This window comes from Aeromonas sp. 600276, assembly GCF_049175815.1.
In the GTDB taxonomy this organism is placed as follows: domain Bacteria; phylum Pseudomonadota; class Gammaproteobacteria; order Enterobacterales; family Aeromonadaceae; genus Aeromonas; species Aeromonas dhakensis.
The window spans coordinates 254,133-276,685 of record NZ_JAAKVU010000001.1; the positions used below are offsets into that span (position 1 = coordinate 254,133).

The following is a 22,553-nucleotide window of genomic DNA, read 5'->3' on the forward strand; positions in this document are numbered from 1 at the left end:
CATTGGGCTCGGTATTTCCAGCAATCAGGCCAGCGCCGCCACGTAACGCCGCGCCACCTCGTTCCAGTCGATCACCTTGTAAAACGCGGCTATGTAGTCGGGACGCTTGTTCTGGTACTTGAGGTAGTAGGCGTGCTCCCACACATCCAGCCCCAAGATGGGCACCAGCCCATCCTGCAGGGGGCTGTCCTGGTTGGCGCTGCTCACTACCTGCAGCTTGCCGCTGCCATCGACCACCAGCCAGGCCCAGCCGCTGCCAAAACGGCTCAGGGCGGCCTGGGTAAAGGCCTGTTTGAAGGCCTCCAGCCCACCCAGATCCCGTTCGATCGCCGCAGCCAGCTCGCCGGCCGGCTCGCCACCGCCCTGGGGACTCATCACCCGCCAGAACAGGCTGTGGTTGGCGTGACCGCCACCGTGATTGCGCACCGCCCCCTGTAGTTGGACAGGCAGGCTGTCGAAGCGGGCAAGCAGCGCCTCCACCGGCAACGCCGCCAGTTCGGGGTGATCGGCCAGCGCCGCATTGAGGTTGTTGATGTAAGTCTGGTGATGGCGACTGTGATGGATCTCCATGGTCAGCGCGTCGATATGGGGTTCCAGTGCGTCGTAGGCATAGGCAAGGGCAGGCAGGGTATGGCTCATGGTCACCTCTGTTTATTGTGATTAATGCAGTTGCGGGGCTGGCTCGGTCTGACACAGACACTGGCCGAGGCAGCGGCGGATGCCGTCGTGGCTGCCGTGCTTGCGCACGAAGGCGAGCAATTCGGTATGGGTGCTGCGGGTGTGGCGCAGGGCGGCATCCCGCAGGGCTCCGGAGCAGGCGGGGGACTGGCTGGTGGCGAGCAGGCAGTCGTGGATGTGACACAGCAGGTCAGCGGCCCGCTCCGGCAGCGCCATCGCCACCAGCAGATCCGCCAGGTTGTGGTGGGCCACCACCAGCGCGGCCACCGCCTCGTCCACATCGTGCCAGTCGGCAAACTGCTGGCGGGCCAACCACAGCGCCTGTTGATAGCAGGAGAGCGCCTTGGCGTGCTCACCGGCATCGAAATGGCGGTTGCCGCTCATGGTCTGCACCTTCCAGTGCACCATGCTGCTGTCGCTCTCCCCCGTCCCTACCCAACCTCTTACCCAGCTTGCCGACATAGGCTCCAACACCACAAATGATAATAATTATTATTTAACTTATGTAAGGGGCGAACACAAGGGATAGTTGTGCCGGCACAGCCAACAACCCTGCCCATATGGGTAGGGCTTTTTTGAATCTGTCTGTTTGGTGATCATTTGCACAGATGCAAACGTCCCGTTCCGCCATGCTGGTCGGTATCGGCATGATGCCGGTGGCTGCCGCTGCGGCAGTCTCTCTTCACAAGGATGGACAAGATGAAAAAATGGCTATTGGTGCTGTTGTGCGCCCTGCCCATGCTGGGCCAGGCGGCAGGTTATACCCAGACCCGCTACCCCATAGTGCTGGTGCACGGTCTGTTCGGCTTCGACAAGCTGCTCGGGGTCGACTACTTCTACGGCATCCCCCAGGCGCTGACCCGGGATGGCGCCAAGGTCTACGTGGCCCAGGTCTCCGCCACCCAGAGCTCGGAACTGCGCGGTGAGCAGCTGCTCAAGCAGGTACAGCAGGTGCTCGCCATCACCGGGGCGGAGAAGGTGAACCTCATCGGCCACTCCCACGGCGGCCCCACCATTCGCTACGTCGCCTCGGTCGCCCCCGAGCTGGTCGCCTCCGCCACCAGTGTGGGCGGGGTCAACTACGGCTCGGAGATCGCCGATCTGGTGCGCGCCAACGTGGCACCGGGCTCGGTGGCCGAGAAGCTGGCGGTGGCCGCCGCCTCGGCCCTGTCCGGGGTCATCTCGCTGCTCTCCGGGGGCAGCCAGCTGCCGCAGGATCCCCTCGCCGCCCTCGACGCCCTCACCAGCGCCGGTGCCCAGCGCTTCAACCAGCGCTATCCGGAAGGGTTGCCCAGCCAGTATTGCGGCGAAGGGCCCATGCAGGCCGCCAACGGGGTCTACTACTTCTCCTGGAGCGGGCGCGGCACCATGACCAACATCCTGGATCCGGTGGATCCGGCGCTGGCGCTGACCGGCAGCTTCTTCAAGGAGCCCAACGACGGCCTGGTCGGGGTGTGCAGCAGCCACCTCGGCAAGGTGATCAGCACCGACTACCGGATGAACCATCTGGACGAGGTGAACCAGTCGTTCGGCATTCGCCACCTGTTCGAGACCGACCCGGTCGGCCTCTATCGCCAGCACGCCAACCGCCTGCAGAGACTGGGGCTATGAACAAGGCATGGCTGATGGCCGCTCTGCTGGGAGCGGCCCTGCTGCTGGGGGGTTGGCAGCTGTGGCCCGCCCCGAGCCCCGACTCGGCTGCCCCCTTGGCGCAAGAGGCCGGGCCGCCCTCCCCCCTGGCCCGGCAGGCCGCCTCCTCGTCCGCTGAGCACTCGCTGCAGGCTCGCTATGAGGCCTTTCTTGCCGCCGAAAGCAGCCTGACGGTGCCGACCGATCCGGGCCTGGCCAGCCTGCAGGTGCTGTTCGACGAGCGCGAGCAGTTGCGCCAGCAGAGCTTCACCCCGGCCGAGCAGGAGCAGCTGTTTGCCGAGGATCGGCTGATGGAGCAGTGGACTCTGCGCCGCAAGGCGCTGGCGGAGGCTGGCGATGCCGACAAGCCGCTGCTGGCGAGCGAGCTCGAGCTCTGGCTGGCGGAGCAGCCCCAGTGGTTTCGGGAGGCGGAGGCCAACAGCCGCCTGCTCGGCGATCTGCAGAGTCTGGAGCGACTGCCGGCGGCCGAGCGCGACGCCGTGCTGCGCGAGCAGCTGGGACCGGAGGCGGCGGACCGGCTGCACCAGCTGGCGGAGAGTCAGCAGGGGTTCGAGCAGCAGCTGGCCGGCTATCTGGCCGAACTCAAGCCCCTGCCCGCCGAGCGGCGGGCCGAGCAGCAGTCGGAGATCCTGGCGCGCTGGTTCGAGCCCGGCCAGTGGCGACGGGTGGAAGCCCTCACCCGGCTCAGGCTGGGCGAGTGACCGCCACAATAACCAAAATAAAAAGGGGCCCACATCTGGGCCCCTTGCTTTGCTGCTGCCGTGCTTACTGCGGCTTGTTGGCACCCGGCAGCGGCTGCCAGGTCAGGCGGGTCACCTGGGGTCCCTGTACCTCGCACTTGAGGCTCAGATCCTGCCACCCCTTATCCTGGCGCAGGGAGACCTCCCCCTCGATGCCCTCGGCACGGCTCTTGAGCTTGGCCGGCTCGAAGGTCACCTTGTCCCCCCCGGCCAGCGCCATCAGCTTGCCGTTGCAGAGCCAGTGGGCCAGCTCCGCCCCCTTGAGCTTGACGCCCCCCTTGGCCGCCTTCTGTTCGGCGGCGCTCGGCGCAAACAGCTGGCCCAGCTCGGCCGCCCGTTTGGTGAGCCAGGCTTCTCGCTGCTGCATGCTCATCTTGCTGACGAACTCGGCGGGCTGTCCTTTCTCGTCCAGCCACCGGGTCAGCTTGCCGCCGTCGTCAAAGGCAAACTGGGCGGCGGGCTCCTTCACCCCGAACAGCTTGCCGCCCTTGAAGTAGTAACGGCTCTCCCCTTCCTGCTTGCCCTGCTCGTTCATGATGGGCACGGCGATGATAACGGGGGCGCCATCCACCCAGGCCTTGATGTCTATGCCGTCGTGGCTGAACAGACGGGTATCGAGGGCACTCTCGGCCCCCTTTTCCATCAGGGAGAACTGCTCGGCGAGGGAGGCCGCCATCGAAGGCAGGGAGCAGAGCCCCAGTCCCAGGCCGAGGCTCAGGGCGATCACGGTATTGCGCATAAGTGTCCTGTGATTGGCCGAAGGGCCAAGGTTAGCTTTCTATCAGCCAGGCCCGCAGCTCCTCCCGGTGGCGATCGCTCAGGGGGATGGACTGGCGGGACTGGTAGTCAAAATGGATCAGGGTGGTTTCGGCGGTCACCGCCAGTTCGCCCTCCTGCCAGGCTTCCTGCCAGAGCGTGAAGGAGCTGGAGCCGATGCGGCGTACCCCGGTTTTGATCAATACCTGCTGGCCGTAGAACAGCTCCCGTTTGAACTGCACCGTGTAGCCCGCGATGATCAGATGCCAGTTGTGCACATCCAGCTCGGGGGAGAAGATGCGAAACAGCGGGTCGCGGGCCGATTCAAACCAGACCGCCGGCACCGTGTTGTTGATGTGGCCGAGGGCATCTGTCTCTTGAAAACGGGGTTGGATCTGCATTTCCAGCATGGATATCGACTCCTTGTCGTTGGACCGCGCTCAGGCTAACGCGGCCCGCCTCTGGACTCAAGCTCCCCCATCTCCTCCCCGGCGCCGACGGCCAGCTCCGGGCGCAGCCAGGCGCTGCGAAAATCGAACCAGCCGAGCGCCGTCATCCGCACCCCGTGCACCCCGACCCGGCTCTCCAGCTCCAGCCAGTGGTGAAACAGCGGCACGAACCAGCCCTGTTGCTGCACGCTGGCCAGCAGCGCCCGCGGCCCCGGCTCCTCGCCGCTGGCACGCCACTGTGTCAGCCCCTGCCACAGGCCATGCTGGCCGCCCCACACCTTGCGCAGCAGCGGGGTCCCCTGCAACCAGGCGTAGGGGGCGAAGGCGTGTTCGTGCTCCAGATTGAGGGTGCCAAGCCAGAGATCCACGTCCTCGTCCGCCCCGCTCACCCAGCGGCCGTAATCCAGGGTGCGTACCTCGAGTGCGATGCCCTGCTCGGCCAGCAGGCTGCTCATGGCGTTGGCACACTCGTTGAACTCCAGGTGCTGGTTGAAGCAGGCCAGCACCAGCTGACGCGGCCGCCCGGCCGGCGCCGGCAACGGGGCCGGCTGCGCCTCGCGCCAGTGGGGCAAGAGACCCAGCGCACTGGTCCAGCCCCGCTGCAGCTCGGGGGCAACCCGTGCCATCAGGGCGATGGGGTTGAGCAGGCCGGCCAGCCACTGGCGCAGGGCGGGATCCTGCAGGGCACCGGAGCGCTCATCCTGCAGCAGGAAGTAGCAGCCGGATTCGAGCTCGGACTCGCCTCGCATGGTGCCGAGCTCCGGGCTGTCACGCCCCAGTTGCAGGTGGCTCTCCAGCCGCTCCGCCAACTCTGGCAGCATCCAGATGTCGATCTCGTCGAGCAGGGCGCGCAGACCGAAGTAGTCGTCGAATGCCTCCAGGCACAGGTGCATGGGATCGTTGGCGGTCACCCGATAGGGGCCGGTGCCCACCGGCTGCAGGGCAAAGCCCGCCTCCCCCTTGAGCTCGCGCGGCAGGATGACGGCCACCGGCTCCGCCAGCAGGTGGGGCAGCAGGGGATCCGGGCTGTCGAGGTGCAGATCCAGGGTGCGCGGCCAGGGGCTCTCCAGCCGTGCCAGATGGGCGAACAGCGGACGATCCCGCAGGCTCTGCAGGCTCTCCGTCACGTCCTCCACCACCAGCTCGCGGCCGTGGTGAAAGCGCACCGCCGGCCTCAGGTAGAAGCGCCAGTGGCAGGGGCCGAGGCACTCCCAGTGGTGGGCGAGATCCCCCTCGATTTCCCCATTTTCCTCATTTCGCCGGGTCAGGCCGTTGAAGAGCTGGCGGCTCAAGTGGATTTCGGAGCGGCGCAGCGGGCCGGTGGGCAGCAGCTGGGGCAGTGGCCGGTAGTAGGGCACCCGCAGGATCTGGCGTCCTGCCCGGGTGGCCTGGCCGAGCTGCTCGATAAGCAGCGGAGTGAGCAGATCGAGGCGATCTTCCGCCAGCCGCACCGCCTGCGCCAGCTGGCCCTGGCTCAGCAGCTCCCGCAGTCGGCGCCGGGTCAGGCTCTCCTGGTTGTCCAGCAGGGTGAGGCGGGAGCGCCGCCCCCGTCCGGCCTCGGCAGACCAGCCGAGCCAGCCCTGCTCTTGCATGCGGCGCAGCAGCAGGCGAGCGTTGCGCGGGGTACAGCAGAGCAGATCCGCCACCTCGGCGAGGCTGATTTCCCGCTCGTCGCAGCCGAGCTGCTGGGCGAGCCGTTGGAATTGCTGGTAGAGGCGGCTGGTGGGCATAAAAGAGGAAATCCTTGCTCTGAAAGTCATCAGTTTTTACTTCCGCATTTTAGCTCAATACTGCTGGCGAACGTGAGAACCACAGCACAGGAGCACCATCATGAGCCACGCCAACCCCATCAAACCGAACCGGATCCAGCAGATCCTGCGCCGTTACTTCAAGCGGATCCTGCCCCGCCCGCTGCCGCTGATCGAGGATCCCATGAGTCAGCTCAACCGTCTGATGCAGTGGGACATGCACCAGATCGACGACAAGGAGTATCGCCGCCGCCTCTGAGACGGCCTCCCCCACGCCCCGACGAGATTGCTTTGCCGGATCTGATGGTTTACATCGGCCAAGGGCCTGATAGATTGGACGTCTATCCATCTATGACTGCTATCCAGCAACATCCAACAAGGAGTGTGTGATGAAAGATGCGACCCTGGCCCTGCACCACGGCTTTGCCAACGACCCCACCACCAAGGCCGTCGCCGTGCCCATCTACCAGACGGTGGCCTACGAGTTCGAGAGCGCCCAGCACGGGGCGGATCTGTTCAACCTGGCGGTGCCTGGCAACATCTACACCCGCATCATGAACCCCACCAACGATGTGCTGGAGCAGCGCATGGCCGCGCTGGAAGGGGGCATTGCCGGCCTAGTGGTCTCGGCGGGTTCCGCCGCCATCACCTACGCCATCCAGGCGCTGACCGCCGCTGGCGACAACATCGTCTCCACCCCCCAGCTCTATGGCGGCACCTACACCTTGTTCGCCCACATGCTGCCAAGCTTCGGGGTCGAGGTGCGCTTCGCCAAGGATGACAGCGCCGAGGCCATCGCCGCCCTCATCGACGACAAGACCAAGGCGGTCTACTGCGAGAGCATCGGCAACCCGGCCGGCAACATAGTGGACATAGCCGCCTTGGCCAAGGTGGCCCACGCCCGCGGCGTGCCGCTCATCGTCGACAACACGGTCGCCACCCCGGTCTTGTGCAAACCCATCGAGCACGGCGCCGATATCGTGGTGCACAGCCTGACCAAATATGTCGGCGGCCACGGCAACTCGCTGGGGGGCGTGGTGGTCGACTCGGGCAAGTTCCCCTGGGCGGATCACGCCGAGCGCTTCCCCCAATTGACCCAGCCCGAGCCCTCCTATCACGGGGTGGTCTACACCGAGGCCTTTGGTCCGGCCGCCTTCATCGGGCGGGTGCGCACCGTGCCGCTGCGCAATACCGGCGCGGCGCTGGCGCCGATGAACGCCTTCCTGCTGCTGCAGGGGCTGGAGACTCTGAGCCTGCGCATGGAGCGCCACGTGGACAACGCCCTGCAGGTGGCCCACCACCTCAAGCATCACCCCAAGGTGGCCTGGGTCAGCTACGCCGGGCTGCCGGGTCACCCCCACTACCTGCTGGCGGAGAAGTACATGGCCGGCCGCCCCTCGGCCATCCTCTCGTTCGGCCTGAAGGAGGGCTATGAGGCGGGCGTGCGCTTCTACGATGCGCTCAAGATCTTCAAGCGGCTGGTCAACATCGGCGACGCCAAGTCGCTGGCCTGCCACCCCGCCTCCACTACCCACCGCCAGCTCAGCGAAGAGGAGCAGGCCAAGGCCGGGGTGAAACCTGAGATGATCCGGCTGTCGGTGGGGATCGAGGCCATCGAGGACATACTGGCGGATCTGGATCAGGCGCTGGAGGCCTGACGCAAACGGTGCGGGAGCGGGCATCAGCCCGCTTTTTTTTTAGCTGCAGCGGTGAACCCGTCGCCGCGCCGCTGCGTACTACCGCTTCTTGTCACTGCGTCGAGGTATTCATGATAGTCCTGCACCACCTGAACAAATCCCGTTCCCAGCGCATCATCTGGCTGCTCGAAGAGCTGGGCCTGCCCTATGAGATCAAGGCCTACCAGCGCGATGCCGCCACTTTTCTGGCACCGCCCGAGCTCAAGGCCGTCCACCCCCTCGGCAAGTCGCCGGTCATCGAGTTTGACGGCCGGGTACTGGCGGAATCCGGTGCCATCACCGAATACCTGATCGCCCGCCACGCCCCGGACCGGCTGGCGCCGGCCGCCGACAGCCCGGACTATGCCGAGTACCTGCAGTGGCTCCACTTCGCCGAGAGCTCGGGCATTCTGCCGCTGCTGCTCGACATGTTCGTGCGCAAGGACGGCAGCCCGATGCGCTTCCTGCCGGACTACGCCAAAGCCGAGTGCGCCAAGGTGCTGGGCTATCTCAACGAGGTGCTGGCAAGCCGCCGCTATCTGGTGGCCGATCGCCTCACCGGCGCCGACATCCTGAACTCCTTCCTGGTGGATCTGCTGGCCCAGAGCGGCCAGCTGGCCCAGTTCCCGCATTTGCAGGCCTACTGGCAGCGCCTCAACACTCATCCGGCCCGCCAGAAGGCGGCGGCGCTGGAGCGCGAGCTGGACCGCAGCGCCGGATAAGCGGCCAAGCGCCCGGCGCCACCATGCAAAACGCCCCGATGATCGGGGCGTTTTCTTTTCTGTTGGTCAGCCGGTGAGCAGAGGGCGTGGGAGAGGATCCGCGCCACTATGGTTGCCAGGATGACTTACAGCGCGTGGGAGAGGATCCTGGCGACCTTGTCCGGATCTATGTCCTGCTGCTCCCCGAGGGCGGTCAGGCCGAACAGCTTGAGGTTGGAGCAGATCCCTGGGATGCAGCGCGCATCCAGGCCATAGTCGGCGAGGCGGGTACCCACCCCCATCTGCTGGAAGAACTGCTCGGTGCGAATGATCGCCTCCTCGATGCGCAGCGCCTTGTCCTCGCGGCTGGAGTGCCACACCCGCTCGGCGAACTGGGCCAGCTTCTCCTGCTTCTGGGCCGCTTGCTCCCGCAGCAGGGAGGGCAGCACCACCGCCAGGCTCTGGGCATGATCCAGCCCGTGCAGGGCGGTGAGCTGGTGACCGATGGCGTGGGTGGACCAGTCCTGCGGCACACCGCGGCCGATGAGGCCGTTGAGGGCCAGGCTGGCCGCCCACATCAGGTTGGCGCGCACCTGGTAGTTGGTGGGCTCCGCCAGCGCCCGCGGGCCGTTATCCACCAGCACCTGCAACAGGCCTTCCGCCAGCCGGTCCTGCACCTCGCCCCCCACCGGGAAGGTGAGGTACTGCTCGAGGATGTGGACGAAGGCATCCACCACCCCGTTGCCCACCTGGCGCGGCGGCAGGCTGTAGGTGGTGGTGGGATCCAGCACCGCAAACACCGGCTGTACCAGCGGGTTCATGAAGGAGAGCTTGGCCTCCCCGCGGCTCACCACGGCGGCCGGGTTGCTCTCCGAACCGGTGGCCGGCAGGGTCAGCACGCAGCCGAGCGGCAGCGCCGCCTTGATGGGGGCCTTGTGCAGCAGGATCTCCCAGGGATCGTCCCCCTCGAAGCGGGCCGCGGCGGCCACGAACTTGCTGCCGTCCACCACTGAACCACCACCCACCGCCAGCAGGAAGTCGATGCGCTCGCGCTTGACCAGATCCACCGCCTCCATCAGCTGGTCGTACTGGGGGTTGGCGCCGATGCCGGGGAACTCCAGCCACTCCCGGCCTGCCAGCGCCTGGGTCAGCTGGTCATAGACCCCGTTCTGCTTGATGCTGCCGCCGCCGTAGAGCACCAGCAGGCGGCTGCCGGCCGGGATCAGTTCGGGCAGTTTGGCGATCTGGCCTTCACCGAAACAGACGCGGGTGGGATTGGCATATTGGAAGTTGTACACGGCAGAGCCCTCGGTTGAATGCATGCAGAGGGATTGTGCGCCTGTGGCCCCCACAGGTCAAAGAACGCAGACCCGCCCTCACATTGCACCGCGGATGCGGGTTGCCGGCAGGGCAGCTCATTCACTGTGGTCGGTGGGGGCAAGGGCTTGCCCCCACCGACCATGGATTGCCGTTCGAGTCATTCCGCTGCTCAGGCGCTCTTGCTCTCTTCCTTGCTGCTCTTCTTGCCGGTGAGGCGGTCCATGGCATCCTGCAGCATGGCGTCCCGCTGCTCGTTCAACGGCTTGCTCTGCTCCGCCCGCTCCTCGGCGCTCAGCTGCTTGTTGTCGGCAATCGCCTTGAGCTTCTCTTCTATCTCGTTGAACTGCTTGCGATCAAAGCCGAGCGCCTTGTCCACCAGCTGCTGCAGCATGCCCCCCTTGTCGGAGCTCATGTCGAGCGCCGGCGGCAGCTTGTTGTTCTTGGCCAGGTGTTCATAGGTCAGCGCCTGCTGGGCCTGGCCGGTTATCCGCTGGGAGGAGAGGTTGACCAGATCTTCCCAGCCGCCGCCTCCCTGACCGCTGTCGGCGCTGCTGAGGGTGGCGAGGGCGCGATTGTTGGAGGCGCTCTGGGCAAGCTGCTGGCTGTAGGGTTTGATATCCATGGGGGCTCCAGTCTGCATGCCAAACCGGCATGACGAGGTCGCTGATTCGATGGTATGAGGCACCTGGCCCCATCATTGGCAATAAAACCAGCAAGTTGCAGGCCAACTTGTCAGGCTGGGCGAGATCCCCACCGTGGCAGGCCTGCAGTCGGTCACGGACCTGATGTGGCGTCAGAATCATGACTCATCCGCTGCTTTTATCCCGATTTCCGACACATACAACTACCTCAAAAACTCCGCGCCACATAAACAGCAGGAACGCCTTGCCGATCACAAAACAAACAACCAGTGAGGCATACAATTTTGGCGCACCATCGGGCAAGCAAGCAGCGTTATGGATGATATGTTTGCGAAATCAACCAGATGCAGACCTGTCTACCGTCGGATCCCCGACCCAGTCCAGTTACTCCCGGCCGCTTCTCCTGCCCCCTGACGCGCATCCACCGCAACCTTTCGGGCATAACTATGAAAAAACACACCTTGAGTCTTCTCTCCGCCACCCTGCTCACCCTGCTTGGCACCAGTGCCGACGCCTGTACCGGCCTCATCGTCGGCAAGGGCGCCAGTGCCGATGGCAGCGTGATGATCGCCAGAAACGAGGATTTTGGCGTCAACAACTGGAACAAGTACCTGGCCTTCCGGCCCGCGCAGCAGAACGAGGGCAAGACCTGGAAACTGGGCAACGGGCTGGAAGTGCCCATGCCCAAAGCCTTCTTGGCCTACTCCGCCATTCGTGACTGGGATGCCACAGCCAGCGACCCGGACGGCAAGTATTACGAGGAGCGCGGCATCAACGAGGCTAACGTCGCCATCTCGGCCACCACCAGCGCCGAGGTCAACGACAAGGCCCAGAAGGCCGATCCGCTGGTCGAGAAGGGGGTCATCGAGGCCATCATCCCGACCCTGATCCTGCCGCAGGCCAGGACGGCCAAAGAGGGGGTCGAGCTGCTCGGCCGCTATGTGGAGCAATATGGCGCCGGTGAGGGCAACAGCCTCTATCTGGCGGATGTGAACGAGGCCTGGCTGATGGAGATCGGCTCCGGCCACCACTGGATTGCGGTGCGGGTGCCGGACGACAGCTACGCCATGGTGGCCAACGGCCTGCGCATCCACGGCGTCGATCTCGACGGCGCCGACGTGCTGCACTCGCCCAGACTGCTGGAGTTCGTGCGCGAACATAAACTGCTGGATAACGCCGACCCGAAAGAGTTCAACTTCGCCAAGGCATTCGGGGTCATCGCCGACCCCTACAACGTGGATCGGGAGTGGCTCGGCCAGAAGATGCTGACGGCCTCTCACAAGCAGCCAACCCGCCAGGCGCAGTACCCGCTCTTTATGAAGCCGGATGCCCCCATCGCCGTGCCGGACGTGGCCAGGCTGCTGAGCGCCACCTATGACGGCACCCCGCTGGCCGGCAAGGCAGAGCGGCCGATCCGCATCGACAGGCAGCTCGAATCCCACGTCATCCAGCTGCGCAAGGAGATGCCCAAAGAGCTGCAGGGGCTCATCTGGCAGAGCTACGGCGTGCTGGCCGAATCCGTGATGGTGCCGCTCTACAACACCCTGGAGTCCTATCCCCTGCCCTATCGCACCGGCAGCGACAGCTACTCCGATGATTCCGCCTACTGGCAGTTCCGCAGCCTGACGGCGCTGGCCAGCGCCGATCCGGACAAATACCTGCCGCTGCTGCGCGGCGTCTGGAGCAAGGAGAGCAGCAAGCTCTACAAGGAGGTGGTCCTGCTCGACCAGAGCCTGAAGCAGGCCTATGCCGGTGACAAGACCACCGCCATCGGGCTGGCATCCGACTACTCCTATGGCCAGCTGGAGAAGAGCTATCAGATGGCCAAAGAGCTGCGCTACAAGCTGATGACGGATCTCACCAAGCGCACCGAGCAGAAGTACTCGCCGGAGGAGTTCAAGAAGATCATGAGCCTGTAAACAGGCCCCAAAACAGAGAGGCTCCCAGGGGAGCCTCTCTTGTTTCATCCGCAGCAGCGATCAGCGACGGCTGATATGGAGCGGGCCGAAGGTCTGCGCCACCGGCATGATCTCGATGCTGTTGATGTTGACGTGAGCCGGCTGCTGGCTGATCCAGAGCACGGTATTGGCGATATCTTCCGGCTGGATCGCCTGCACCCCCTGATAGACGGTGGCCGCCTTGGCGTCGTCACCGTGGAAGCGCACGTTGGAGAACTCGGTGCCGCCGCACAGACCCGGCTCCACGTTGGTGACGCGGATGGCGGTGCCCGCCAGATCGGCGCGCAGGTTGAGGCTGAACTGCTTCACGAACGCCTTGGTGGCGCCGTAGACGTTGCCGCCCGGATAGGGGTAGGTGCCGGCGATGGAGCCGATGTTGATGACGTGGCCGCGATTGCGCGTCACCATGCCCGGCAGCAGCAGGCGGGTGAGCAGGGTCAGACCGCTGATGTTGGTGGCGATCATCTGCTCCCAGTCTTCTAGGTCTGCCTTGTGGGCCGGCTCCAGCCCCAGCGCCAACCCGGCGTTGTTGACCAGCAGATCCACCTCGCGCCACTCGGCCGGCAGCCCGTCGATGGCGGCGCGGGTGGCCGCCTTGTCCTGCACGTCGAACACCAGCGGCAGGAACTGGGCGCCCAGCTCGTCGGCCAGCGCGGCCAGCCGTTCGGCGCGGCGACCGGTGCCGATCACCCGGTAGCCCGCCTGCACCAGCTGACGGCTGATGGATTCACCAAACCCGGACGAGGCGCCCGTTACCATTGCAATCATCTGAACCTCCATTTCTACAGCGCTATTGTTATTTATCTGTTTGAAACCAATCTGATCTATTCGTCGCTCAATTCACGCCCGCTCGCCTTGCGCCAGATGAACACCAGCAGATGGAGCAAAAACAGGCCCGAGCCCCCCAGCGCGAACAGCAGACCGGTGAGGGCGTTGACCGAGGTGTCGGCGCCACACCACCACCAGACCAGCCAGCCGACCAGGCCGATGGCGAAGGTCTGGCCGGCGCAGACCGGGCAGCGCCCCAGCTTGGCCCTGATGGCAGTGGCGAGGCAGTTGTCGCAGCTCATCCCCTCTCTCCCTTCACTCAGGCCTGCTTCAGCGCCAGCACCAGCCGGTGGGCATGCTGACCGTGGCCATAATAATCCAGCAGCTTCTGCCTTGGGCGAAAACCCAGCCCGCGATAGAGCGCCTGCGCCTCTTCATTGGCATCGCCCACCTCCAGCCGGATCGCCCCCCAGCCTGCCTCTTTGCCCTCCTGAATAACCTGCTCCAGCAGGCGGCGAGCCCAGCCCTGGCGGCGGATGGTCCAGCGGATGGCGAGGGTCTGGATGATCAGCCGATCCCAGCCCCTGTGCTCCAGCAAACAGAGGTAGCCCATCAGCTGCTCCTGCTGGTCCAGCACCAGCAAGGTGCGCCCCTTGGCCTGGGTCAGCAGATAGTGCCAGCGGCTGCGGCCAAAGGCGACTTCGGGGGGAAAACAGTAGCGTTCCAGCTTAACGATGGCGCCCAGATCATCGGTCCGGGCCGCGCGCACGGTCAACACGGGGAATCCTTGTTCGGTTATTTATCTTCATCACCAAAAATGCGACTTGTATCACAAGTTACCAAGGCGGCATATTAGGCACTGTAACCTCTTGTTTCCCCTCGCGCCATTGTCGTGCTTGTCGGTGCATCGAAGCCCACTGGGGATCCTGCCGCTTAAGGCAGTTTCATCTGTGGAGCCGAAAAAATGAGTACCTACGTCATCGTCGAAGAGCTGGGCGACTGGCCTTGCCATGCCGATTATCTGCTGACCGCCCGCACCTACCTGCAACACGGGGTGCCCACCACCGGCGGCCGCCCCCGCATCATCAACCTCTGCCGCAATCTGGAGCACCTCAGTGCCGGCTACTACTGCTCGCTGCTGGCCCAGGCCCGCGGTCACCACTGCCTGCCGGGCCTGCAAGCCATCAGCCAGCTGCAACCCCAGCAGCCGCCGGCCAAGCTGTGGCGCAAGTTGCAAGGCTGGCTGGCCCAGCAGAGCGAGGACCGAATCCGGGTGCGCGCCATCTTCGGCCAGTGCGAGCAGAGCGAGCTGGCGGGGCTGGCCCGCTACTACTACGGCCTCAGCCAGCTGCCGCTGCAGGAGCTGACCCTCAAGCGCGGCCGCCACGGCTGGTCGGTGCGCCAGCAGCAGAGCCTGTCACCGCTGGCGCTGAGCCCTAGCGAGAAAGAGCTGATGCTGCACCACGCCCAGGCACTGGTGGGCACCGGCGACGAGGAGCAGGCGGCGCCGCTCTATCAGCTCGCCATCCTGGTCGACCCCAACGACGGCCGCGCCAGCAGCGATGCGCTGGCGCTGGATCGCTTCATCCAGGCGGCCGCGGCCCAGGGGATCCGGGCCGAGATCCTGCCGCCGTCCGCCATCGAACGGCTGCCGGAGTTCGACACCCTCTGGCTGCGCTCCGAGACTGCAGTGGGCCACTACACCTTCGAGTTTGCCCGCCGCGCCGAGCAGCTCAAGATGCCGGTGATCGACAGCTCCCGCGCCATCCTCGCCTGCAGCAACAAGCTCTACCTCTACGAGCTGATGGTACGCAGCGGCGTGCCCATGCCACCCACCATGGTGGTGACCCGCCGCGGCCGCCACCACGTGGACGAGCTGGTGCAGCGGCTCGGCCTGCCGCTGATGGTGAAGGTACCCGACGGGGCGCAGGGGCGCGATCTCGCCATGGCCAGCGACGAGCAGCAGCTGGCTCGCCTGCTGGACGAAGGGCTGGGGCGCTCCGCCTTGCTGCTGGTGCAGAGCCGGATCCCCGCCGAGTTCGACTGGCGCATCGGCTTTCTCGACGGCTCTCCGCTGTTTGCCTGCCGCCGCTTCCGGCCCGAGCCCGGCAACCGCATCCGCCGCCGCAAACACCCCCTCGACATGAGCCGCATCGAGGCGCTGCCGCTCAACGAGGTGCCGGAGCGGGTGTTGCAGACCGCCCGCCGCGCCGTTCATCAGCTCGGCAACGGCCTGTTCGGGGTCGATCTGCGCCAGCAGGGGCGTGACTGCGTGCTGCTGGAAATCATCGACAATCCCTGGATACGTGGCGATATTGAGGACAGAGAGGCAAAGGACCTCTACGAGCGCCTCGCCCGGGCCTTCCGCCAGCGGCTGGAAAACCGGGGGCAGAGCGCGGCCGGATAACAAGCATCGAGAGCAGAGGTGGATATGATGACGACTGATTGGTGGGACATAGCGCCCCTTGGCTGGGAGAACATCCTGGTCTGTCTGGTGTGCGGCACCCTGGTGGGGCTGGAGCGGCAGCTGCGCGGCAAGCCGGTCGGCATCCGCACCTCCTCGCTCATCATCCTCGGCACCTACTGTTTTCTTGCCATCGGTGCCGCCGTCAGTCCCCAGAGCGCCGACCAGGCGCGGGTGCTGGGCCAGCTCATCACCGGCATCGGCTTTCTCGGCGCCGGGGTGATGATGACCCGGGATGGTCAGGTACTGGGGGTCACCTCCGCCGCCACCGTCTGGATGCTGGCGGCCCTCGGCGCCCTTATCGGCATGCAGATGCTGCACCAGGCGCTGCTGCTCACCGGTGTCACCCTCTCCATCCTGGTGGGGGTGGACTACCTGGAGACCAGCTTCAAAGGCCTGCGCCGCGGGGTACACAACCGGCTGGAGAGCTGGCGGCACGGCAATGGCAACGGTCAGGCCACCCCCCATCAGGACGAGCTCGGCAGCGGCATCGAGAAGTAACGTCCCAATGAACAAGGGCTCCATCACGGAGCCCTTGTTGTTTACCAGCCTCAGCGCACCAGCAGGAAGCGGCCGGTGAGCGGCGGCAAGTCCACCGTCACGCTGCTGCCACCGATGGCCAGGCGCTCGCCGCTCTGCAGATCCACCAGGGCGCTGCCACTGCGCAGCTTGCTGGCCGGCACCGCATAGCTCTGGGGCGTGGTGGAGACGTTGAGCAGGTAGACTACTTGCTCCGCCGCCGTCTGCTTGATGTCGCCATAGACGCTCCCCTCGGCCACCAGCTTGACCCGTTCCCCCTGATAGAGGGCCGGGTGGGCGGCGCGCAGGGCCAGCAGCTGGCTGAGCCACTGTTTCAGCTCGCCCTGCTCGCTGCTCGGCACGAAACCGGTGACGCCGGGCACCTTGCCATCGCTGCGGGCCACGTGATCGTCACAGAGCCCCTGCGCGGCGCAGTCGCCCCCCACCTGATTGGCAAAGCCAGGCACCTCGTCGCCAAACTCCTCGCCGTAGTAGAGGGTGATGGGGCCGGAGCGGGCCGCCAGGAAGCTGAAGGCCGCCTTGTGGCGCTGCCAGTAGTCCGCCGGATTGAAGTTGCCGCGCTCCAGCAGATCGCCGAAGCGCACCAGATCGTGGTTGCCCAGCATCAGGTTCGGCATGGCGTGGTTCGGGTAGTTCTCCACCTTGTTCCAGCTGGCATCGAGCACGCTGGCCCCCTGCCCGCCCTTGCCGGACTCCTCCACCGCCAGTGCCTGCACCAGGCCGTAGCGCAGCGGGAAGTCGAACGCCGAGGAGAGCGCCGGATTGTCGCTCGGCCCGTACGCCTGGGCGCGGATCTCGTCGGCCCCTTTCCACACTTCCCCTACCAGGTAGCCGAGGGTGCCCCACTGCTGGCCGGCGGCTTTGCGCGCCGCGCTGGCCCGCTCCACCTCGCTGCGAATGGCGCGCCAGTCGTCAAGATCGAGCTGATAGGCCTGATCGAGGCGCCAGCCGTCGATGCCGTACTGCTCGACCCAGTAACGGGCCACCTCCTTGAAGTAGGCCAGGCTCTCGGGCTGGCTGTAATCCACCAGCTGGCCCGGGTAGCCGGCACCGCCACTCTTGAGGGCGGGCAGCCGTCCCTCGGGCGAGGGCTTGCTCACCCCCACCTTGCCCACGTGGCCGAACACCCCGTCTAGGAAGACGTAGAGACCGCGCTGATGCGCCCCGTCCACCAATTTTTTAAGCTGGGCGTTGCTGCCGAAGTTGGGGTCCACGTTGAAGAAGTCGCAGGCGAAGTAGCCGGTGGCGTCCAGCCTGTCGTCCCCGCCCTGACCGGCGCAGGAGTCGAACACCGGGGTCAGCCAGATGGCGTTGACGTTGAGGCTCTTGATGTGATCCAGGCTGTCGATGATCCCCTGCAGATCGCCGTTGTGCTGGGAGGGACCGTAGCCGACACCGTAGTTGGTGCTGCCGTCGCCGTCGACGAAGGATTCCACCATCACCTGATAGGTGCGCAGGTTGCAGGCCGGCTGGTCATTGCCGTAGCAGGCGCGGCTGGCGGTGGCCGGCGGCGGGTTGATGACCGGGGGCTGGGGCTCGCTGGAACCGCTCCCGCCTCCGCTGCCGCAAGCCGTCAGTAACAGGGCGGCCCCGATGAGGCCGCCACGACGCAACGTTCCTTGTTTCATTGTTATGTTCCCGCTGTGGTGGTATCGACGCCCAAAGCGCCGCACTGGGGCCATGATAACGGCCCAGCCCGCACGGGTCTGTGACTGAAAACGTTACCCGATTCAGCCGGTTACCCAATCCCCGCTCAGAGCACGCCGGCCGAGGCGAAGCGATAGCTGAGGGAGAGCCAGTAGGCACGGCCCGGCTCCGGGATGCGCCCCACCTGCTCGTAGCCCAGCCCGGCCTGACTGGCGTGCACCGACTTGGAGAGGTGCTCGTAGTAGAAGGTGTCGAACAGATTGTCCACCCCGGCCGACAGCTGCCAGCCCGGGTGGAACTGCCAGGCGGCGCTCAGGTTCATGGTGAAGAAGCCCGGGGTCTCCCCCTGATCCTGGCCGGCCACGGTGCCGGAACCCACATCCTCCCGATCCTGGGCGGCCACGGCGCGGCCCAGCAGGGTCAGGTTCCACGCCTCGGCTGGCTGCCAGCCCAGCGCCAGCTTGCCATCGAGGGGCGGCATCTGGGCCAGCGGCTTGTTGTCGCTCTGGTTTTCGCCATAGACCACCGCCAGGCCGCCATCGAGACGCCACTGCTCGGCGAACTGCCAGCGCCCCTCCAGCTCGCCGCCGCGGGTCTGGGCGTCGATGTTGCGCACCTTGTTCGACTTGTTGTTATAGAGCAGGTAGTCCTGAATGTCGGCGCTGAACAGGGAGAGGGTCAGGTCCAGATCGCGGCTGCGCAGGGCCAGCCCCGCATCCCACTGGCGGCTGCGCTCCGGGTTGAGGGTGAAGGGCACGCTGTCCTTGCTGCGCTCCCAGTAATCCGGCGCACGCTTGGCCTGACCCCAGGCCAGGTAGCTCGACCAGGCCGGCGACCACTGGTATTCGTAGCGGCCAAAGCCGCTGTCCAGGGTCAGGGTATCGCTGTAGAGGGTCTGATCCCCCGCGCCATAACGGGTGGTCTCAACCCTGTCCTGCCGGTAGCCCCCCTTGTAGCTGTGGGCCCCCTGCTGACGGCCCAGCTCGGCAAAGCCCCCCTGCTGCTCGAAGCGCAGGGTGCGCTGGCGCGGCTGGCTGGCGTAGTCCACCCCGCTGCGGGCCCTGTGCTGATCCCGGTTGGCATCGAACCCGGCGGTCAGCAGCCAGTCGGCCGGCAGCGCTATGTCGTTGGCCCAGCGCCCGCCGGTGTTGCGCCGATCCGGGTTGGAGAGCATCTTCATGCCGCTGTTCGGCCGCAGGCTGAAGTTGTCCATGATGTGGTCGATGTCGTTGTCCCACAGGGTCAGCTCGCTGCGCTGCCAGTGGGTGGTGATCTGCTCCTGCCTGAGCTTGAGGCCGAAGGACTCGCGGTCGAACATGGGGCCGTCCATGGTGCGATCCGCATAGGCGGCGCGGGCGTTGCTGCGCTCGGCGGTGAGTTCGAGCCAGGTGTGCTCGCTGGGCGTCCAGCCAAGCTGGGCGGTGCCGTTCTCACGCCGGTAGAAGGAACGCACCTTGTCGCCGTGGCCATCGCGATAGTCATCGCTGTCGGAGTGGGTGAACTGGCCGCGCAGATAGCCTTGCGGCGCCCCCACGGTGGCGTCCAGCATCTGGTCGTCGCGCCCGAAGCTGCCATAGAGCGCCGACGCCTCGGCCTTGACGCCGGGGGCGGTGAATTCGGGTCTGTCCCGCTCGAACAGCACGGTCCCTGCCAGCGTGGCCCCCTGCTCGAGGGATTGCGGCCCCTTCAGCACCCGGATCCGGTCGAAAGATTGAGGAAAGACGTAGGCGGTGGGGGGGTCCATCCGGCCACCGCAGCCGCCGGCCAGCATGCCGCCATCCATCTGCACGTTGAGGCGGGACATGCCCATCCCCCGCAGCACGGGATCGCCACCCAGGCCCCCCTTGCGCACCATGCTCATGCCGGTGACGTTCTTGAGGTAACCGGCGCCGTCGGCCGCCGGCATGGGGGAGCCCGGTTTCTTGGGATCCAGGGTCACCTCCAGGGTGCTGGCGGGGCGACTGGCGACCACCACCATGGGTTCCAACTGCTGAACGGTCTCCTGGCCGGCGGCGCCGTGACAGGCGAGACCACCCACCAGCAGGGCCAGCGGGGTGCGCATATGACAAGCCATACTCTTTCCTTATCTCTCTGTTTATTTTGTTGTTTTAATTCCAACTGCCAAACCATTCAGTTACTGGAAGGTTTGCCGTCAGGCTGCAAAAAAGGCCTGCGGCACGGTGGCGGCAAGCCCTCTGAGGCGAAACCAGGCTAGGGTTGGCAAAATGTTGCGCAGGTTTTACCCAAAATGGGTGAGGAAGGCAAACGCTCAAACATTCCCTTTACAGGAATCTTGTGATAGCTCACAAAAACAGGGAGTTAGCTGAAGGCCTCCCGCTCGTCGATGGGCTTGATCAGGTGATAGACCTCATGAGCCGACAGAGTACAGCCGGCGGGCCACTCCAGCTGATGGTGACGATTGATGAAGACCCGGGCGAAGCGCCGCTCCGAATCCAGCGCCGCAAACAGCGGCTGGGTGCGCCAGGGGGCGAGATCCAGTGCCCCCGTGGTACCGTCGGAGAGCACCACGAACAGGCTCCACCCCTGCAAATATTCCACATCGATAAAGACCGGCATCCCTTCGGCTCCGATTGAGAAAAATCGGCGCCATTATAGATAAGCCCCCGCCCTCGCTTTGCAGGCAGGATCACAGTTTTTCCAGTCGTTTCTGCTGTCTGCAACCCTTGTCCGCCATCACAGAAAAATCATAAAACGTGCCAAAAGTTGCGCTTTCGCACGCTCCCGACGCAACCTTTGCCCGCCACCACTGTCATAACCCTGCAATATAAAAACAATGCGCCCGTGGACGGGTGCAAACAGGCTTGTAGGAACAACAATGACCACTATCAGACGATGGCTGGGACCGTTTTGGCCCATCGCCGTTTTTTCATTGATCGCGCTCGTCTCTCTCTCCATCAGCCGGCTCGCCCTCGGCCTCTGGCAGCTGGAACGGGTCGACGCCGTCACCGGCTGGCAGGAGATGCTGCTGCAGGGTGTGCGGGTCGACTTCGCCACCCTCTGCTGGCTATGGGGCGTGCCCGCCGTGTTCACCCTGCTGCTGGCCGGCCCCCATGCCGTGGGCCGTGCCTGGCTGCAGTTCATCCGGGTCTGGCTGACCCTGGGACTCTGGCTGCTGCTCTTCCTGGAGATCTCCACCCCCTCCTTCGTGACCGAGTACGGGGTGCGGCCCAACCGCCTCTACGTGGAGTACCTCATCTATCCCAAAGAGGTGTTCGCCATGCTGTGGGCCGGCCGCAAGGGCGAGCTGCTGCTGGCGCTGGTGTTCAGTTGCGCCATGCTGGCGGGCAGCTGGTGTCTGAGCGGCCGCCTGCTGCGCGGCATCAGCTTCCCGCGCTGGTATCTGCGTCCGGCGTTTGCCCTGCTGATCCTGGCCATCGGTTTTCTCGGTGCCCGCTCCAGCCTGGGCCACCGCGCCCTCAACCCGGCCATGGTGGCGTTTGCCAGCGATCCCCTGGTCAATGCGCTCACCGTCAACTCCTCCTACTCCCTCTTCTTCGCCATCAAGCAGATGCGCGCCGAGGAGGATGCCGGCCAGTTCTACGGCGAGTTGCCCCGCCAGCGCATTCTGGATCTGGTTCGCCAGGAGAGCGGCCGCGAATCCCATGAGTTCAGCTCCGACACCCTGCCCAGCCAGACCTTCAACGAGGCCAGCTACGGCGGCAAGCCGAAGAACCTGGTGATCCTGCTGCAGGAGAGCCTGGGGGCCCAGTTCGTCGGCTCCCTCGGCGGCCTGCCGCTCACCCCCAACATCGATACCTTGTCGAAAGAGGGCTGGGCGTTCGAGCAGCTCTACGCCACCGGCACCCGTTCGGTGCGCGGCATAGAGGCGGTGCTGACCGGCTTCACGCCGACCCCGGCCCAGGCCGTGGTCAAGCTTGGCAAGAGCCAGACCAACTTCTTCACCATCGCCGATCTGCTCAAGCAGCGGGGCTACGACACCAGCTTCATCTACGGCGGCGAGAGCCACTTCGACAACATGCGCAGCTTCTTCCTCGGCAACGGCTTCACCACCATCGTCGAGCAGAAGGACTTCAAGAACCCGGTGTTCGAGGGCTCCTGGGGCGCCTCTGACGAAGATCTGATGGCCAAGGCCGACCAGACCTTCCAGGCCCTGCACAAACAGGGCAAACCCTTCTTCAGCCTGGTGTTCAGCTCGAGCAACCACGATCCGTTCGAGTTTCCCGACGATCGCATCGCCCTCTATGAGCAGCCCAAGCAGACCCGCAACAACGCCGCCAAGTACGCGGACTACGCCATCGGCGAGTTCTTCAAAAAGGCGAGAAATTCGGAGTACTGGAAAGACACCCTGTTCCTGGTCATCGCCGATCACGACAGCCGGGTCAGCGGTGCCAGCCTGGTGCCCATCCCCCGGTTCCACATTCCGGGCGTCATAGTGGGTGACGGCATAGCGCCGAGACAGGATCCGCGCATCGTCAGCCAGATCGACATGGCACCGACCCTGCTCTCCCTGATGGGGATCAGCGCCGACTATCCCATGCTCGGCAAGGATCTGACCCGCATGCCCGCCGACTGGCCGGGCCGCGCCATCATGCAGTACGACAAGAACTTCGCCCTTATGCGCGGCAAGGACGTTGTGATCCTGCAGCCGGAGCGGGCGCCAGAAGGCTTCATCTATGAGGATGCGACAGAGACGCTCACCCCGGCGCCGCAGCCGGCCACCATGAAGGACGCGGCCCTCGGCCTCGCGCTCTGGGGCAGCCTCGCCTACCAGCAGGGGCTCTACCGGACGGCGCCGGACACCCGCACCGTGCTGAACTGAGCGCCATAAAAACAAA

22 protein-coding genes are annotated in these 22,553 nt (G+C 65.3%); 9 read left to right on the forward strand and 13 right to left on the reverse strand.

Going from position 1 to position 22,553, the window contains the following annotated elements; translation table 11 throughout:
- Positions 1–24: 24 nt before the first annotated feature.
- A complete protein-coding gene (locus tag G5134_RS01200; protein ID WP_065018380.1) occupies positions 25–639 on the reverse strand; it encodes a superoxide dismutase in 615 nt (204 codons plus the stop codon).
- 21 nt (positions 640–660) lie between these two features.
- A complete protein-coding gene (locus G5134_RS01205; protein ID WP_065018381.1) occupies positions 661–1,086 on the reverse strand; it encodes a hypothetical protein in 426 nt (141 codons plus the stop codon).
- Positions 1,087–1,377: 291 nt separating this feature from the next.
- Here G5134_RS01205 and G5134_RS01210 point away from each other — a divergent pair, with 291 nt between their 5' ends.
- Together G5134_RS01210 and G5134_RS01215 are read left to right on the forward strand one after the other, a co-directional pair.
- Positions 1,378–2,289 carry a lipase family alpha/beta hydrolase gene (locus tag G5134_RS01210; RefSeq protein ID WP_065018382.1) on the forward strand — a complete coding sequence of 304 codons (912 nt, stop codon included), beginning with the start codon at positions 1,378–1,380 and terminating at the stop codon, positions 2,287–2,289.
- Positions 2,286–3,029 carry a lipase secretion chaperone gene (locus G5134_RS01215; protein WP_065018383.1) on the forward strand — a complete coding sequence of 248 codons (744 nt, stop codon included), beginning with the start codon at positions 2,286–2,288 and terminating at the stop codon, positions 3,027–3,029. Before G5134_RS01210 ends, G5134_RS01215 begins: the two co-directional genes overlap by 4 nt.
- 64 nt (positions 3,030–3,093) lie before the next feature.
- Here the strand turns inward: G5134_RS01215 and G5134_RS01220 are convergent, their stop codons facing one another.
- The 3 genes from G5134_RS01220 to sgrR are packed head-to-tail and all read right to left on the reverse strand — an operon-like array spanning position 3,094 to position 6,003.
- The gene (locus G5134_RS01220) at positions 3,094–3,807 is read right to left on the reverse strand and encodes a hypothetical protein (protein WP_065018384.1); all 714 of its coding nucleotides are present in this window, start codon (positions 3,805–3,807) and stop codon (positions 3,094–3,096) included.
- A 31-nt stretch (positions 3,808–3,838) separates the two neighbouring features.
- Positions 3,839–4,234 carry an acyl-CoA thioesterase gene (locus G5134_RS01225; protein WP_017783630.1) on the reverse strand — a complete coding sequence of 132 codons (396 nt, stop codon included), beginning with the start codon at positions 4,232–4,234 and terminating at the stop codon, positions 3,839–3,841.
- Between the two features lie 35 nt (positions 4,235–4,269).
- Positions 4,270–6,003, reverse strand: a complete 1,734-nt coding sequence (gene sgrR, locus G5134_RS01230) for an HTH-type transcriptional regulator SgrR (RefSeq protein ID WP_421231823.1) — start codon at positions 6,001–6,003, stop codon at positions 4,270–4,272.
- 100 nt (positions 6,004–6,103) lie between these two features.
- Here sgrR and G5134_RS01235 point away from each other — a divergent pair, with 100 nt between their 5' ends.
- The 3 genes from G5134_RS01235 to G5134_RS01245 all read left to right on the forward strand — a co-directional run bounded on the left by G5134_RS01235 (position 6,104) and on the right by G5134_RS01245 (position 8,419).
- Entirely contained in the window at positions 6,104–6,280 is a 177-nt protein-coding gene (locus tag G5134_RS01235; RefSeq protein ID WP_017764594.1) for a hypothetical protein, read from the forward strand.
- 130 nt (positions 6,281–6,410) lie between these two features.
- On the forward strand, positions 6,411–7,679 hold the full coding sequence (locus G5134_RS01240) for an O-acetylhomoserine aminocarboxypropyltransferase/cysteine synthase family protein (RefSeq protein WP_017764595.1): 1,269 nt from the start codon (positions 6,411–6,413) through the stop codon (positions 7,677–7,679).
- Positions 7,680–7,789: 110 nt separating this feature from the next.
- On the forward strand, positions 7,790–8,419 hold the full coding sequence (locus G5134_RS01245) for a glutathione S-transferase family protein (protein WP_065018386.1): 630 nt from the start codon (positions 7,790–7,792) through the stop codon (positions 8,417–8,419).
- Between the two features lie 125 nt (positions 8,420–8,544).
- On the opposite strand, the gene G5134_RS01250 is transcribed toward G5134_RS01245, so the two are convergent.
- A complete protein-coding gene (locus tag G5134_RS01250; RefSeq protein ID WP_082038613.1) occupies positions 8,545–9,720 on the reverse strand; it encodes an iron-containing alcohol dehydrogenase in 1,176 nt (391 codons plus the stop codon).
- A gap of 167 nt (positions 9,721–9,887) precedes the next feature.
- Positions 9,888–10,340, reverse strand: coding sequence for a hypothetical protein (locus tag G5134_RS01255; RefSeq protein ID WP_065018387.1), 453 nt, complete (start codon positions 10,338–10,340; stop codon positions 9,888–9,890).
- A 465-nt stretch (positions 10,341–10,805) separates the two neighbouring features.
- On the opposite strand from G5134_RS01255, the gene G5134_RS01260 reads away from it, so the two are divergent.
- Positions 10,806–12,278 carry a C69 family dipeptidase gene (locus G5134_RS01260; RefSeq protein ID WP_065018388.1) on the forward strand — a complete coding sequence of 491 codons (1,473 nt, stop codon included), beginning with the start codon at positions 10,806–10,808 and terminating at the stop codon, positions 12,276–12,278.
- A 60-nt stretch (positions 12,279–12,338) separates the two neighbouring features.
- Here G5134_RS01260 and G5134_RS01265 read toward each other — a convergent pair whose 3' ends face one another.
- Genes G5134_RS01265 through G5134_RS01275 form a run of 3 tightly spaced genes read right to left on the reverse strand, consistent with a single transcriptional unit; the run spans position 12,339 to position 13,863 of the window.
- Entirely contained in the window at positions 12,339–13,085 is a 747-nt protein-coding gene (locus G5134_RS01265; protein ID WP_065018389.1) for an SDR family oxidoreductase, read from the reverse strand.
- Between the two features lie 56 nt (positions 13,086–13,141).
- Positions 13,142–13,387 (reverse strand): DUF3624 domain-containing protein, encoded by a 246-nt coding sequence (locus tag G5134_RS01270; RefSeq protein ID WP_005308310.1) that lies wholly within the window; start codon positions 13,385–13,387, stop codon positions 13,142–13,144.
- A gap of 17 nt (positions 13,388–13,404) precedes the next feature.
- Positions 13,405–13,863, reverse strand: a complete 459-nt coding sequence (locus tag G5134_RS01275) for a GNAT family N-acetyltransferase (protein WP_005308308.1) — start codon at positions 13,861–13,863, stop codon at positions 13,405–13,407.
- Positions 13,864–14,049: 186 nt separating this feature from the next.
- Between G5134_RS01275 and G5134_RS01280 the strand changes: the two genes are divergently transcribed.
- Positions 14,050–15,492, forward strand: coding sequence for a RimK family protein (locus G5134_RS01280; protein WP_065018390.1), 1,443 nt, complete (start codon positions 14,050–14,052; stop codon positions 15,490–15,492).
- A 24-nt stretch (positions 15,493–15,516) separates the two neighbouring features.
- Complete coding sequence (locus G5134_RS01285; RefSeq protein WP_042009345.1) at positions 15,517–16,050, forward strand: MgtC/SapB family protein; 534 nt, start codon at positions 15,517–15,519, stop codon at positions 16,048–16,050.
- 50 nt (positions 16,051–16,100) lie between these two features.
- Here the strand turns inward: G5134_RS01285 and G5134_RS01290 are convergent, their stop codons facing one another.
- The 3 genes from G5134_RS01290 to G5134_RS01300 all read right to left on the reverse strand — a co-directional run bounded on the left by G5134_RS01290 (position 16,101) and on the right by G5134_RS01300 (position 20,313).
- Positions 16,101–17,717: an alpha-amylase family protein gene (locus G5134_RS01290; RefSeq protein ID WP_065018391.1), complete on the reverse strand. Its 1,617-nt coding sequence runs from the start codon at positions 17,715–17,717 to the stop codon at positions 16,101–16,103.
- Positions 17,718–17,842: 125 nt separating this feature from the next.
- Entirely contained in the window at positions 17,843–19,810 is a 1,968-nt protein-coding gene (locus G5134_RS01295) for a TonB-dependent copper receptor (protein ID WP_065018392.1), read from the reverse strand.
- Positions 19,811–20,055: 245 nt separating this feature from the next.
- Complete coding sequence (locus G5134_RS01300) at positions 20,056–20,313, reverse strand: DUF2442 domain-containing protein (protein ID WP_010635292.1); 258 nt, start codon at positions 20,311–20,313, stop codon at positions 20,056–20,058.
- A 259-nt stretch (positions 20,314–20,572) separates the two neighbouring features.
- On the opposite strand from G5134_RS01300, the gene G5134_RS01305 reads away from it, so the two are divergent.
- Positions 20,573–22,537 carry an LTA synthase family protein gene (locus G5134_RS01305; protein WP_421231824.1) on the forward strand — a complete coding sequence of 655 codons (1,965 nt, stop codon included), beginning with the start codon at positions 20,573–20,575 and terminating at the stop codon, positions 22,535–22,537.
- The last annotated feature ends 16 nt before the right edge of the window (positions 22,538–22,553 follow it).